Raw genomic sequence first — 15,089 nt, 5'->3', positions numbered from 1 at the left:
TTATTCTTATTCTTGCGTAAGCGGCAAATCGCCTACAAATATTCAACTTTTATATCAAAATATACACCTCTATCTAAAAAACAATATTTTGAACGAACTGAAATTAATATTAGAAACAGTAGATCCGGCACAATTCTGGGGTGCAAATAATGAAAATTATGAGCTCATCAAACGTGCTTTCCCGAAGCTTAAGATAGTTGCCAGAGGCAATGAGGTTAAGGTGTTAGGTGACGAAAGTGAACAAAAAATCTTTGACGCGAAGTTCAGTATGCTGATTGAACAACTGGACAAATACGGCTCCCTGAATTCGGGTGAAGTAGAATCTATTCTGAGTGTCAAAAAAACTGCTGAGCCAAATGGTACAGCTGCCCCCACTGCTGAAAAGGTAAACGGAGGTGGTGGTGAGGTGATCGTATTTGGCAACAACGGGATGATGATCAAAGCCCGGACTGCCAATCAGCGCAGGATGGTAGACAGCATTGTGAAAAATGACGTGGTGTTTGCGATTGGTCCTGCAGGTACGGGTAAAACCTATACGGCAGTAGCCATGGCAGTACGTGCGCTGAAAAATAAAGAGATCAAAAGGATTATCCTGACGAGACCTGCGGTGGAAGCGGGGGAAAGTTTAGGCTTCCTGCCGGGTGATCTGAAGGAAAAGGTGGATCCTTACCTGCGACCGCTTTATGATGCGCTGGACGACATGATTCCGGCAGAAAAACTGAAGCTTTACCTGGAGAACAGAACAATAGAAATTGCCCCTCTTGCTTTTATGCGGGGAAGGACACTGGACAACTGTTTCGTGATCTTGGATGAGGCACAGAACTCGACAGATCTGCAGCTGAAAATGTTCCTGACAAGGATGGGGCCAACGGCGAAATTTATTGTAACGGGCGACGTAACGCAGATCGATTTACCGAAAAAACAAATGTCAGGTCTCTTCAATGCCTTGCGCATTCTGGATGATATACCTGGAATAGAAATTATTTATCTGACAGGGGAGGACGTGGTTCGCCATAAACTGGTGAAAAGAATATTAAAGGCATACGGAGATATACAGTAATTTTTAACAATAATTGATGTGATACATCAACAACATGAAAGCAATAAGAGAAACAAATTTTAATTTTCCAAAACAGAGCAATTTTTATAAGGGTAAGGTACGTGATGTATATACCATAGACCACCGTTTAATGGCGATGGTGGTAACGGACAGGATTTCTGCGTTTGATGTAGTCCTGCCAGAGGCAATTCCTTTTAAAGGACAGGTGCTGAACCAGATTGCAGCAAAGTTTTTAAAGGCTACGGCTGACATTGTACCCAACTGGGTGCTGGCCGTACCTGATGAGATGGTGACCATAGGCAGGATTTGTGAGCCTTTCAAGGTAGAAATGGTGATCCGCGGCTATTTAGCTGGTCATGCATGGCGTGAATACAGCGCTGGTAAACGTAGTGTTTGCGGTGTGAGTCTGCCAGAAGGACTGAAGGAAAATGATAAATTACCTGAGCCGATCATTACGCCAACTACCAAGGCACATGTTGGACATGATGAAGATATCTCCAGGGCGGATATTCTTGCTAAGGGTATTGTTTCGATGGTGGACTATGATAAACTGGAAGAGTTTACGCAGGCACTGTATAAAAGAGGAACTGAGATTGCTGCAGAACGCGGACTGATCCTGGTAGATACCAAATATGAATTTGGTAAGGTAGGGGATGAAATTTTCCTGATTGATGAGATTCACACACCGGATTCTTCGCGTTATTTTTATGCTGAAGGTTACCAGGAAAGACAGGATGCTGATGAGCCGCAAAAACAGCTTTCCAAAGAGTTTGTACGCAAGTGGTTAATTGAGAACGGATTTCAGGGTAAGGACGGACAGGTAGTGCCGGTAATGACGCCAGATATAGTCGCATCAATTTCTGACAGGTATATTGAGCTGTATGAGCAGATTACGGGTGATACTTTTGTGAAAAATGATCATGATAACATCCCTCAGCGCATAGAACAAAATGTTTTAAAGAGTTTGAATACGCTTTAATTCAAATAAAATACTTAATTTGTTACCATCTAATAAATGTAATTATGAAGTTTTCAGTAGATAAACACGAAAAGTATGTGGTGATCAAACTTGATGAAAACAAGTTTACGAATGACAATGCACCCAGATTGAAATCGGAATTCATTCTGTTAAATGCAGAGGGCTACTGTAATATTGTACTTGATTTATCGATGGTTACTGAATGTATTGATTCACAGGACCTGAGTTGTTTGCTGGTAGGGGACAGACTCTGCAAAAAAGCAAACGGCTTATTTATTATAACAGATATTGCCCCTTGTATCCATCAGCTGCTGGAAATGTCCAGTCTGGACCAGTCGCTGAACATAGTGGGCAATCTGAGTGAGGCAGAAGACCTGATCTTTATGGAAGAAATTGAAAAGGAGTTGCTGGGAAGTTTTGATCAGAGTAATTAATGAAGTTTGAAGTCACTATTTTAGGGAGTAGTTCCGCTACTCCTGTTTTTAACAGAAATCCTACCGCACAGCTGCTAAATTCCAATGAGAAGTTCTATCTGATTGACTGCGGTGAAGGTACACAGCAGCAACTGATCAGATTCGGTATCAAAGCGAGTAAAATTGATATGGTTTTTATCAGTCACCTCCATGGTGATCATTACTTTGGTTTGATTGGTCTGCTGTCTACAATGCATTTGAATGGCCGGATCAAGCCCTTCCTGATCTTTGCACCGGCAGCGCTGAAGGATATCCTGGAGATACAGTTTAAGTATTCAGAGACTCACCTGAAGTATGAGCTGGAATTCTATGCAATTGACGCGGATGAGCCTAAACTGATTTACGAAAATACAGACCTGACGGTAGAAACAATTGTGTTGAACCACCGTATACCCTGCACCGGATTCAGGTTCACGCAGAAGAAACGTTTGCGGAGGGTAATTGTGGAGAAACTGGAAGCAGAACAGATCCAGACGGAATATTATCCAATGCTGAAAAGAGGACTGGACATTACGATGCCGGACGGAAGAGTGCTGTTGAATGAAGAATATACGATAGATTCTGACGCACCAAGGTCTTATTGTTACTGTTCGGATACCTTAGCGGATGGTACTTATGAGCATATGCTGAACGGATGTACCACGCTGTATCATGAAGCCACGTTTATGGATGATATGCTGGAGCGTGCGAATATCACACATCACAGTACGGCATTACAGGCAGCGCAGATTGCAAAGAGAAATAACGTAAGGAATCTGATCATTGGTCATTTTTCATCAAGGTATAAGTCGTTGGCACCCTTACTGGAAGAAGCGAGGACGGTCTTTCCGGAGGTGGAATTGGCGATCGAAGGGGAAACATACACCATTTAAAGAGCTGTCTAAAAATAATTGATCCTTGTATTTCTGACTCAACATTTTGCGAAATGCAAAATCTTGCAGGTCAGAAATACAAGGATCAATTATTTTAAGGACGTTTCTGTAAAGGTTCCTTCATCCGGGCAGGGTGCATATCCCTCATTGCGGTTACCTTTGAAGATTTTTAGCTCCTGGCTTTTTAACCTTTCAGGTGTTTATCCCTGCGGGATACTCTGGGCAGGGTGCGTATCCTCATTGCGGTTAACTGTTAAGATTTTTATCTATTCTACTGGCTTGTTAACCTTTCGGGTGTTTGTCCCTGCGGGATACAGTATTATCCGGGCAGGGTGCGTATCCCTCAGTTTACATATTGTTCAGGATGTGTATTCAATGTTTGTAGCTGGGGTGATATACTTTTGACCGAAATCATTTGAATAGGTTACAGGCAAGTCTGAATGCTTTTTCTTTGTTGTTTTCCGATCTGCTTTTATCTCTGTAATGTCTGTATTGGTTCCGTGAAAATAGTCTCCACCAAAAAATTGTCAGTGTTCTCATATGCGCTGTATCTTGCTTTTACCGATTATCCCCTGCTCAAATGTGTTGTATGCGGAAAGATACAATACATGTTTTCCATCTGTTTCTTATTTTATTAATTAACTAAAAAGGCGTGGCATATGTTTTAGCATTTTTCAGTATACCGAATATAATGTTTTCAGCCTGATTAGCCTTGTTATATTTTACTACGAGAATTTAGGTTTCAGGGTTTTCTTTTTTGATGTTTTTTTTGCTGTATAAGTTTAAACAGCTGATTTTTGCGCGGTATTGGCCGGCTGATAGGACTGGCCTGTCTTGTTTACAGACAATAATTTGTGTTCTAAATGGCAATATACTTTTGCAGGCGGAGATTATTTTAAATAAAATAGTGTATTATTGTGGTGTACAACTATTAACGCTATGAAAAAATACCTTTCTCTCCTCGCATTTAGTTTGATGCTGTTTTCCGCCTGTAAGAAAACAGAATTATCCAAATCTCCTATAGCTCTGCTCACAGCCAAGCCCTGGAAATATGCTAAAACCGACAGAACACCAGAAAAAAATCCTGCTAACAGCATCATCTATCCGGCACAGGATTGTGATGCAGATGACGTTTTCCAATACACCACTTCCGGCAAGATTCACCTTGACCGCGGCGCTGTGCAATGTGATACCGATGAGGAAAAAACTGAAGTTGTAGATTACAAAGTCAACGAGGATGGTAACAAGATCACGATAGAAGGCGAGACCTTTGACATTCTTGAACTGTCTGCTACGCAATTAAAATACTATGCACCAGTTAGCATCATCATAGATGAAAATACCACCAATACCGGCGTATTCATCGTAGTGGTTTTTGAACACTAGTTCAAATCAACTGAATAACAAACAAAAAAAGCGATGCCGGAGGTTATACCGGTATCGCTTTTTCTTTTTATAAATATATTTTGTTTATGTATCGTACTATAAAAACCTGCAATATGCACCTCGCTGCTAATAATGGGGTTATTTGCAATCTGTGTTATTTGTAGTCTGTGTTATTTGTAAGCTGAAATATGCATCCGCTTAAGATCCTGCTACAGGCATCTTCAAAGGTTTGCATCATGCTAAACGGACCATCTCTCAGAGTACGTCAATAAAAAGGAAGGTAATTTCTGACCTGCAAGATTTTGCCCTTCAGCAAAATCTTGCAGGTCAGAAATTACCTTCCTTTTTATTGATTACTTATCCTTACCACCTCCCCCGAATACCGAGAAGTGTACATAACGTTTTGGATTTTCTTTCAGGTCTATAATCAGATTATCCAGGTTCTTAGAAGCATTATTCAGGTTATCATACATTTTCGTATCGTTAACCAGTAATCCTAAAGTACCCTGTCCATTATTTACTTTGCTTACGATACCCTGCAAATCAGCCACAGCTTTATTGGCATTGTCTATCGTTTGTTTAAAGTTCGCAGCAGCCACCTGATCAGTAATGGTGTTGATATTGGTCAGGATTGCATTGATCTTCTGATTGTTGTTTTTAAGGTTAAGCGATATCGCCTCTGCATTGGCAAGGATAGCGGAGATCCTTTTACCTTCGGTACCTACTAAACCATCAACTTTTTTGGATGTGCCTTCTAAAGAGGTTAGGGTAGCAGCAATACTGTTAAAGCTTTTATTTACGTTTTTCTGGAAGTCCGGATTAAGGATTGAGTTTACACTTGTTAAAATAGAATCCATCTTTCCGATAATCAGCTCTGCTTTTTTCTGCACCGGCTCAACAGCTTCCATCAGGTTTTTCTCTACGTTGGCATTCAGCGTATCGCCATCAAGTGCGAAATCTCTCCCGGTTCCCAAGGCCATGACGATGGCTTTGCTACCTAAAAGATCGGTACTTTCCAGGCGTGCGATACTGTTCTTAGGGATATCATATTTGCCTTTGATTTTCAGGGTAGCCAGGATAGTACCATCTGGCTGCAGTTGTAACTTGTCGACCCTTCCGATCTGGTAGCCATTAATCAGCACTGGTTTGGAAACGGCAAGACCATCTACATGCGAATAGCGGGCATACAATAAGGTTTCACTTGAAAAGATAGCGTTTCCTTTAAGGAAGTTATATCCGATGATTAATAGGGCGATGGAAAAGGCTGCTAGTATGCCTACTTTGGTTTCGTTTGTTATTTTCACTTAGTGCGTGGTTTACTTAATTAACTTCTGTTTCTCTTTTATAAGTTTTTACAGCCTTGAAAATTGCGTTCACAATTTCCGACTGTCCGCTTGCAGAGTTCAGGTAATCTTCTTCCGTAGGATTTGAAATAAACCCTATCTCTGTTAAGACTGCGGGCATCCCACATCTTTGTAAGATCAGTATTCCCTGCTCTTTTACCCCTCTGTCTACTCGCTGGTTATCTCTTGCGTAATTGTTCTGGATCAGTCTGGCTAATTTCAGACTCTTGTCCCTGTATGTATTCTTAAACAAAGATAGTATAATAAATGTTTCGGGATCCTTCGGATCATATCCATCATAGTTCTTTTTGTAGTCCTTCTCCAGGGCAATATCGGCATTTTCCCTTATTGCGGCATCCTGTTCATGTAAACGGTGACTACCAGCGACGAATGTTTCTGTCCCCCTTGTGGTCTTGTTTTTCACATAACCATACTTAGCAATTCTTTTGCCACCTTTTTTGGTATAGCCCACTACAACCCGGTTATCGGGCATGGAATTGCAGTGAATAGAAATGAAAATATCGGCTTTTGCATCATTGGCAATTGCAGCTCTCCGGAAAAAGGCGACATCAATATCTGTTTTCCTGGTATAGCGGATTTTTACTTCAGGCATGTCCTCTTCAAATTTCCGCCCCAGTTTTAAGGCAACCTGGAGGGCTACATTCTTTTCTACTGAATAACTCCCTGCTGCACCGGGCTTATCTCCGCCGTGTCCTGCGTCAATAACAATCGTTTTTACTCTATATCCCTGTGAAAATAATGTGGTTGAACTAAAAATTAATAAAGTAGCTAACAGGAATATATTTCTTGATAATCTCATTCGTTTTATTTTGTTGTATCCAAATTAATTTGTGGCGGCCAACAGGCTTTAGCTAAATCTGAAAATGATGAAATGGCCTTAATCACCACAAAGATAGTATAATAAAAATTTCACACCTCAAATTTGGAGCCGGAATGCCATATCACAGTACAAAGGATGCATTTTATTGCATGTTAAGGGCTTGTTATTTCTGGGCGTAGCGGATGTTAAATAATGTGAAGATATGATTTATTAGTGCATATAAAACGTTGTTTATCAGTGTTATAGGTGAGATGCTTTATTTTATTCCCTGCAAAAGCGAATTTGCCGTCAGCAATGCTATATTTTTCATTAATTTTGAACGTTTTGGGTTAAATGCTTTGCTATTGTTACATTCACACACAGATTTGAAATTTTTACGGATTATATTTTTATTGAGCACTATCTTTCTGCTGACGGTGGCTGGTCATACTGCGTTTGCATTTTCCGGATTTGCGATGCGCCAGGTATTGCAACAGCAGGACACTTCGGGAAGGGATACGCTGAAAACGCGTACAAATCCGGGGGGAAAAAACAGCGTGGGTAAAGGACCCGATTCCAAAATAGAGTATTCTGCGGTCGATTCCACCAAATACAGTAAAGACAAAAGTATCATTTACCTGTATGGTAAGGCAAGGGTAATTTATCAGTCTTTCGAGCTTGATGCCGATTATATTACTTATAACTCAAAAACGAATACAGTTTTTGCCAGCGGCAGAAAAGATGCCAAAGGTAAATATGTAGGCAAGCCGATCTTTAAAATGGAACAGCAGGGATCTTCTGTAGCAGATTCACTGTTTTATAATACGAGAACCAGCAAGGGAACAGTTTTTAATACGTTTACGGAGCAGGAGGGTGGATTCTTTTCGGGGGGACAAAGTAAGCGGCAGCCTGATAATGAGATTCACGTAAAGGGGATGACTTACAGTACTTGTAATTTGCCACACCCGCATTTTGGCTTGTATATTACTAAAGGTATTGTAACTGATAAACAAATTATCACCGGACCGGTTTACCTGAAGATTGAGGATATCCCATTGCCGCTTGGATTGCCCTTTGCATTTTTCCCCAAGCCAAACAACCGTACTTCCGGGATCATTATGCCGAGTATAGGGGATGATGCCACAAGGGGTTTCTTTTTAAGGGATGGTGGTTATTACTTAAATCTGAATGATTACTGGGATGCTAAAATACTGGCAACGGTTTATACATACGGTTCTTATAGTGCGTCCTTAAATACAAATTATACAAAACGTTATAAATATAACGGGAGCATCAGGCTGGATTATGCAAATAACCGTTATGGTGTAGAAGGAACGCCGGAATATGCGCCTAAAAAGGATTATAGTATCCAATGGTCACATTCGCAAAATGCAAATGCAAACCCGGGAACCAGTTTCGGCGCGAGTGTAAATATCAAAACAAGTACTTACAATAATAACACGGCCGGATCGAATACTTATAATGCGTATGCGATTACGGAGAATTACCTGAATTCAAATATTACTTATGGTAAGGTATTTGGCGACGGACTGTTTAATTTAAGTGCGGGTGCTTCACATTCACAGGACACAAGAACGAGATTGGTTTCCATTTCATTGCCTACGGCTTCATTGAATATGTCGACCATTAGCCCGTTCGACTCCAAGAAACGTCTGGGCGAGCAAAAATGGTATCAGAAGTTAACGGTAGGTTATAGTTTACTGACCGCGAATTCAATCAATACGCCGGACAGTCTTTTGTTCCGGAGAGAATCTTTGAATAAGTTAAGTAATGGTTTTAGTCATTCCGTACCCGTAAGTATCAACTTCACGGCACTGAAATACTTCAACTTTAACGCCGGCGGGACTTATCTGGAGAAATGGCATTTTCAATCCACGCGCCAGACCGCTGTGAGAGGTGGGTTACTGGATGGTGTGGTGCAACCTTATACGGTGATCAGAGATACCGTAAACGGATTTAACAGGTCGGGCGAATACAGCTTTAACATGGGGGTATCTACCAAGATCTACAATACGGCGCAGTTCAATAACCTGGGAAATCTGAAAGCATTACGTTTGGTGATGACACCTACGGTAAGTTTCAATTACCGTCCTGATTTTTCAGATCCTTCGAAAGGCAATTACAAAATTTTGCAGTATCAGGATGGTGCAACGGTTTGGGATCCTGTATATAACCGGGCTAAACGTTATTCTATTCACGATGGTTTACTTTACGGTGGTCCGGGTGAGGGAAGAAGTGCAACGATCAATTTCGGTCTGGACAATACACTGGAAGCGAAAGTTTTCTCAGCAAAAGATACGACAGGTACAGGCATGAAAAAGGTGCCAATCATCCAGGGGCTGGCATTTAATGGTACTTACGACTTTCTGAAACCGGTTAATAAGTTATCTGAACTGAGCTTTAGCGGCCGTTCTCAGTTCACGGATAAATTCGGGATTACCTATGACGGTTCATTTAACCCGTATTTTGTGCGTGACTCTGTGTTGAATAATGTGAGGGGCAGGGCCCTGACCAATAATTATACGCTTCCCCAGTTAACGAGGTTCAGTTTATCATTTGGCTATAGTCTGAATGCTGACGCTTTCAAAAAGCGTAATGAGAACCTGGACGATGCAGCAAAACAGGCACAACAAACGGGGATGACGGCAGAACAGGCAGCTCAGCTGGCATTGGTCAGCAGTGATCCGAATGCCTTTGTCGATTTTAAAATTCCATGGAACTTCACCTTCTCTTATCGTTTTGACTATAGTAAGGCACCCACAGCTTTTGTGTCTACTTTAACCAATACGCTGAACTTTAACGGCGATTTCAATGTGACGCCACTGTGGAAAGTACAGTTTACGTCAGGATACGATTTCCAGAGTAAGGGACTTTCACCTACATCCTTCTCTATTTACAGGGATTTGCATTGCTGGGACATGAGTATCCACTGGATTCCTGTCGGACCATACAGAAGTTATAACCTGACGATTAAAGTGAAGGCTTCGATCCTGCAGGATTTAAAACTAAGCAAGCAACAGGCTTATTATACACGTTTTTAATAGAAATTTATGTTAGCTGAAATCATAACCATCGGTGATGAAATCCTGATTGGCCAGATCGTAGATACCAATTCTGCCTGGATGGCAAAATCGCTGAATGCGATAGGTATTCAAGTAAAACAAATCACTTCTGTATCTGATGATGCAGATCATATTATGGAAGCCATCGCCCAGGCAGAAAAGCGGGCAAAGATTATCCTCATTACCGGGGGACTGGGGCCGACCAAAGATGATATCACCAAGTTCACACTGGCGCGTTATTTCAATATGGGGATGCGTCGTGATCAGGCCACGCTGGATCATGTCACAGAGATTTTCAGAAAGTATAAACGTCCGATGATAGACGTAAATATTCGTCAGGCAGATGTGCCGGATGGCTGTGAGGTGATCCAGAACAAAAATGGGACAGCACCATGTATGTGGTTTGACCGCGGCGAACATATTATCGTGTCTATGCCCGGTGTGCCATTTGAAATGATGTACCTGATGGATGAAGAAATTCTTCCACGGCTTAAAAAATCATTTGACCTCCCTTTTATTTACCATAAAACCATATTAACAGCCAATATTGGCGAGTCTTTCCTGGCACAGGAAATCGCTGGAATTGAAGACAGTCTGCCGGCGGGGATCAAACTGGCTTATCTGCCTAAACTGGGACAGGTAAGACTGCGTTTGAGCGCGTCGGGCACGGATGAGCAGCAATTGAAACAGGAAGTGGATTACTGGTCTAAGCAGATTGTAGCACAGATTAAACCATTTGTAGTGGCAGAGGATGATATCGCCCTGGAAAAAGCGGTACTGGATATCATGAAAGCACGTCAGCTGACCTTATCAACGGCGGAGAGCTGCACGGGCGGATATATTGCGCACCTGATTACGCAGCATGCGGGTTGCTCTGCAGTTTATGATGGAGGAGCGGTTACTTATTCCTACGATTTGAAACAGTCTGTTTTAGGGGTGAGTGAGGAAACGCTGAATCAATTTGGTGCGGTCAGCGAGCAAACGGTAAAGGAAATGGCGCTTGGTGCAATTGCTCATTTTAAAACGGATTATAGTGTGGCGGTAAGCGGAATTGCTGGTCCTGATGGTGGCACGGAAGACAAACCTGTCGGAACTGTCTGGATAGCAGTGGCAACCAAAAATGGGGTGGTAGCGAAGCTCCATACTTTCGGGAATAAAAGGATTCAGAATATAGAGCGATCTGCCACAGCAGCCCTTACCATGATTTTAAATCAGTTGAATCTGGATGCCAATTAACTATAAAAAAGCCTTACTTTTGTGCGTGACACCAAATTTATTGTAAACTAAATGGCTCAATACGAATTATTATTACCTAAAATGGGTGAAAGTGTTGCAGAAGCAACTGTGATCAAATGGTTAAAACAACCAGGTGATATGATCAGTTTGGATGATACACTGCTGGAAATTGCAACGGATAAGGTAGATTCAGAAGTACCTTCTCCTGTAGCCGGAAAATTGATTAAACAATTATTTGGCGAGGATGAAGTCGTACAGGTAGGTGCTGTCATTGCACTGATCGAAACAGAAGCAACGGCAAGTAATACTGTTGCAGTTGCTGAAGAGCAGGTTGTGCCTGTTGTTGAAGCAGCAGCTGCACCTGTGCCGGAAGAAAATATTCCTGGTACAGCTTTATTAAATGAGAAAGTTACCACGTCTGAGAAGGAAACGCTAACAGATGCAGACCGCTTTTATTCACCACTGGTGAGAAGCATTGCTGCACAGGAGAAAATCAGCACGGATGAACTGAAAGGCATCAGTGGAAGCGGAGCTGAAGGGCGGCTGACGAAGGATGATCTTTTAAATTATATACAAAACAACAGAAAAGGTAACGCTCCTGTTCAGGAGGCTACCGCTGGCTCACCTGTAGTGAGTAAAGCTGCGGCACCGATTGCTGCGGCTGCACCGGTGATCAGCGCACCAGCGGTTAGTGTGAGTGGCGGCGACGAAATCGTGGAGATGGACAGGATGGGCAAGCTCATTTCAGACCATATGGTGATGAGTAAACATACTTCTGCACATGTGACTTCATTTGTGGAAGCGGATGTGACGAATATGGTACTTTGGCGCGAAAAAGTAAAAAAGAACTTTGAGAAAAGGGAAAATGAAAAGATCACTTTTACACCCATCTTTATAGAGGCGGTCACGAAAGCAATCAAGGATTACCCGCTGATCAATGTTTCGGTAAACGGAACGCAGATCATCAAAAGGAAAGATATCAATATCGGTATGGCTGCTGCCCTGCCAAGTGGTAACCTGATTGTTCCTGTAATTAAAAGGGCTGATCAGCTTAACCTTGTGGGCCTGACCAAAGCAGTGAATGATCTGGCCAACAGGGCAAGAGCTTCGAAGCTTAAACCGGATGAAACGCAGAGCGGAACCTTCACCTTAACTAATGTGGGTTCTTTTGGTAATGTAATGGGTACACCAATTATCAATCAGCCACAGGTCGCTATACTCGCAGTAGGGGCAATTAAAAAGAAACCTGCAGTATTGGAGACAGAATACGGTGATGTGATTGCGATCCGTCATATGATGTTCCTGTCGCTTTCTTATGACCATAGGGTAGTGAATGGCGCGCTGGGTGGCATGTTTGTACGTCGCGTAGCGGATTACCTGGAGAACTGGGATGTGAACCGCGAGATTTAAGAAAAAGAATCATCAGCTAAGGATAGCATCCAAAGCAGAGACAGCTTGATAATATCAAAATATACTATATGCAAAAGGCCGGATAATTATCCGGCCTTTTGCATATCAAAACAAAAATTAAAAGGGATTAGTTAAATAAAACTTCCTCGCCTGCAATCACCTGGATCTGCTGATCTGTATAGGTAAATCTGCCGGTATGGGCAATGAAAACATCTTTTTGTACGAGCAAGTCTTTATTTGCAATCAGCGATTTCAGGCTGACACTACCGATCACGTATTTGTAGTCGTCGCGCGAAAAACGTTCTACTATATTTTCTATTTTCAGCTTTTCAACAGTATACTCGTGTACATATCTCAGGTAAACTTCAATGTTTACATTGTCTGTATGGATTAAGCCGTTTTGCTGATGGTACTTTTTATATTCATATCTGTAGCCATAACGTAAAGCCGCAATGTCTGATAATACAGCTGCACCGGTAGGGTGACCGCCAGCACCTTTTCCAAAGAAAAACTGTTTGTCTGCAAAGGCTGCCTGCACGGTTACGCCATTGTACTCATTCTCTACGTTAAACAGAAAATCGTCTGATTTTACAAACTTAGGGAGCACATAGGTCACTACCTGTTTGGTGCTGATCTTACGCGCTGTAGGTACCAGTTTAATCTTGAAATTCTTCTCCCTGGCATATCTGATATCATGCTCTGAGAGGTTCTGGATACCCACGTTCAGGATCTTGTCCGGATTGATAAACAAACCATAAGCATGTGCCGTTGCGATAGCAAGCTTGAACTTCGGATCGTAGCCGCCTACGTCCATGATCGGGTCAGTCTCCGCAAAACCAAGGTCTTGCGCTTGTTTAAGGGCTACTGCATAAGGAAGGTCTTCGTTGAAGATCTTGGAAAGAATGTAGTTGGATGAACCATTGAAGATACCGCTGATTCCGTGCAGCAACTCATTGTCATAGTACTCTTCCAGGTTTCTGATGATGGGAATACTTCCGCATACCGCACCTTCATAAAGGAGAGAAGTGCCGTGTGCTGCCTGTAATTCCACCAGTTCTGCCAGGTGATTGGCAATCATTTTTTTATTGGCAGAAACGACATGTTTGCCACTGGTTAAAGCTCTTTTAGCAATGTCGAAAGCTGCATCTGCATCATCAATTAATTCTACAATCGTATTGATCTCCGGATTATTCAGGATCTCATTATGATCGGTCGTAAACAGTTTGGCATCCAGGCTCCTTTTTTTATCAGGGTTTTTAATCGCTATTTTAATGATCTCCAGATTAAGGTCCTGTCCCTGAATGATGTCATGTAATCCCTGACCTACTACTCCAAAACCAAATATTCCAATTTTTAGTCGCTTACTCATTATGCTGTTTTATGCAGTTTTATAATCTTTTTATTTACGCTTTCTTTTAAAAAATTACCAATGATATTGGTAAGGATGTCCGTCTCAATCAGGAAACCATCATGTCCGTAGGCAGATTTGATACTATGGAACGCTGCACCCGGAATGTGATCGCCCAGGTATTTCTGCTCAGCAATAGGGAAGAGGAAGTCGTTCTCAATTCCTATCACCAGTGTGTTGGATTTAATCGCAGCCAGTGCATCAATGACACTTTTCCTTCCGCGGCCAACATTATGGCTGTCCATCGCTTTGCTGAGGTACCAGTAGCTGTAGGCATTGAAACGCTTACATAATTTTTCCCCCTGGTAATTCTGGTAGGAGGAAGCTCTGAAACCACCTGTTTTGTCATTTACGCTTTCTACCTGCGTTGCTCCATACGCTTCATAGGTACGGTAAGAAAGCAGGGCTATGCTTCTTGCTACTTTTAAACCCTTGATGCCGCCATCTGGCTGCTGAGCGTAAAAGGTACGGTCGGCCGTAATGGCTAAACGCTGACTCTCATTAAATGCAATTCCCCATGGCGAATGAAAGGCATTGGTAGCTACGAGGATCAGGTTTTGTATTTTATTGCTTTCTGCAATGGCCCATTCTGATGCTTGCTGTCCGCCTAAAGAACCACCAATCAATACCCTGATCTCTTCTACACCCAGATGTGCCGCCAGTAACTGGTGTGCGCTCACGAAATCCCTGATGGTAAACTCAGGAAAAGCCAGGTAATAAGGCTGTCCTGTGACAGGATTAATGCTGAGCGGATTGGTCGTTCCATAATTGGAACCCAGTACATTGGCACAGATGATATAGTGATCTTCAGGATTAAATAAAGCATTCTGTCCGAAAAGGCCGCTCCACCAGTCCAGCACATCAGCATTTGCCGTCAGTGCGTGACAAGCCCAGATTACATTGTCTTTTTTGGCATTGAGCTTCCCGTAAGTATGGTAGGCAATTTGTAACCCGCGCAGTTTCTTTCCGTTTTCTAATTTAAATACTTTAGGATATTGATATATATTCGTTGATGGCAT

Annotated in this window: 12 protein-coding genes; 8 read left to right on the top strand and 4 right to left on the bottom strand. The window is 42.2% G+C overall.

All coding sequences use genetic code 11. The features are described from left to right. Positions 1–88: 88 nt before the first annotated feature. The 5 genes from OQX62_RS19390 (at position 89) to OQX62_RS19370 (ending at position 4,770) form a co-directional block, all read left to right on the top strand. Positions 89–1,060: a PhoH family protein gene (locus OQX62_RS19390; RefSeq protein ID WP_265833285.1), complete on the top strand. Its 972-nt coding sequence runs from the start codon at positions 89–91 to the stop codon at positions 1,058–1,060. A 34-nt stretch (positions 1,061–1,094) separates the two neighbouring features. Next, positions 1,095–2,039 carry a phosphoribosylaminoimidazolesuccinocarboxamide synthase gene (locus OQX62_RS19385; protein WP_265833284.1) on the top strand — a complete coding sequence of 315 codons (945 nt, stop codon included), beginning with the start codon at positions 1,095–1,097 and terminating at the stop codon, positions 2,037–2,039. 44 nt (positions 2,040–2,083) lie between these two features. Further along, on the top strand, positions 2,084–2,473 hold the full coding sequence (locus OQX62_RS19380; RefSeq protein ID WP_265833283.1) for an STAS domain-containing protein: 390 nt from the start codon (positions 2,084–2,086) through the stop codon (positions 2,471–2,473). After that, positions 2,473–3,384 carry a ribonuclease Z gene (locus OQX62_RS19375; RefSeq protein WP_265833282.1) on the top strand — a complete coding sequence of 304 codons (912 nt, stop codon included), beginning with the start codon at positions 2,473–2,475 and terminating at the stop codon, positions 3,382–3,384. Before OQX62_RS19380 ends, OQX62_RS19375 begins: the two co-directional genes overlap by 1 nt. 939 nt (positions 3,385–4,323) lie before the next feature. Next, on the top strand, positions 4,324–4,770 hold the full coding sequence (locus OQX62_RS19370; protein ID WP_265833281.1) for a hypothetical protein: 447 nt from the start codon (positions 4,324–4,326) through the stop codon (positions 4,768–4,770). 353 nt (positions 4,771–5,123) lie between these two features. Here OQX62_RS19370 and OQX62_RS19365 read toward each other — a convergent pair whose 3' ends face one another. Beyond that, positions 5,124–6,074, bottom strand: a complete 951-nt coding sequence (locus OQX62_RS19365; RefSeq protein WP_265833280.1) for an MlaD family protein — start codon at positions 6,072–6,074, stop codon at positions 5,124–5,126. Between the two features lie 16 nt (positions 6,075–6,090). Then, a complete protein-coding gene (locus tag OQX62_RS19360) occupies positions 6,091–6,933 on the bottom strand; it encodes an N-acetylmuramoyl-L-alanine amidase family protein (RefSeq protein ID WP_265833279.1) in 843 nt (280 codons plus the stop codon). 413 nt (positions 6,934–7,346) lie between these two features. Here OQX62_RS19360 and OQX62_RS19355 point away from each other — a divergent pair, with 413 nt between their 5' ends. The 3 genes from OQX62_RS19355 to OQX62_RS19345 are packed head-to-tail and all read left to right on the top strand — an operon-like array spanning position 7,347 to position 12,662. After that, a complete protein-coding gene (locus OQX62_RS19355) occupies positions 7,347–9,995 on the top strand; it encodes a putative LPS assembly protein LptD (protein ID WP_265833278.1) in 2,649 nt (882 codons plus the stop codon). A 9-nt stretch (positions 9,996–10,004) separates the two neighbouring features. Next, the gene (locus tag OQX62_RS19350) at positions 10,005–11,252 is read left to right on the top strand and encodes a competence/damage-inducible protein A (RefSeq protein WP_265833277.1); all 1,248 of its coding nucleotides are present in this window, start codon (positions 10,005–10,007) and stop codon (positions 11,250–11,252) included. A gap of 51 nt (positions 11,253–11,303) precedes the next feature. Next, on the top strand, positions 11,304–12,662 hold the full coding sequence (locus tag OQX62_RS19345) for a dihydrolipoamide acetyltransferase family protein (protein ID WP_265833276.1): 1,359 nt from the start codon (positions 11,304–11,306) through the stop codon (positions 12,660–12,662). Between the two features lie 127 nt (positions 12,663–12,789). On the opposite strand, the gene OQX62_RS19340 is transcribed toward OQX62_RS19345, so the two are convergent. Then, on the bottom strand, positions 12,790–14,031 hold the full coding sequence (locus OQX62_RS19340) for a homoserine dehydrogenase (RefSeq protein ID WP_265833275.1): 1,242 nt from the start codon (positions 14,029–14,031) through the stop codon (positions 12,790–12,792). Further along, positions 14,031–15,089 carry a homoserine O-acetyltransferase family protein gene (locus OQX62_RS19335; protein WP_265833274.1) on the bottom strand — a complete coding sequence of 353 codons (1,059 nt, stop codon included), beginning with the start codon at positions 15,087–15,089 and terminating at the stop codon, positions 14,031–14,033. Before OQX62_RS19335 ends, OQX62_RS19340 begins: the two co-directional genes overlap by 1 nt.

It is taken from the genome of Pedobacter sp. MR2016-24 (assembly GCF_026239655.1).
Classification (GTDB): Bacteria; Bacteroidota; Bacteroidia; order Sphingobacteriales; family Sphingobacteriaceae; genus Pedobacter.
Note: the sequence above shows the minus strand (reverse complement) of the source record. Positions and strands in the feature narration are given on the sequence as shown.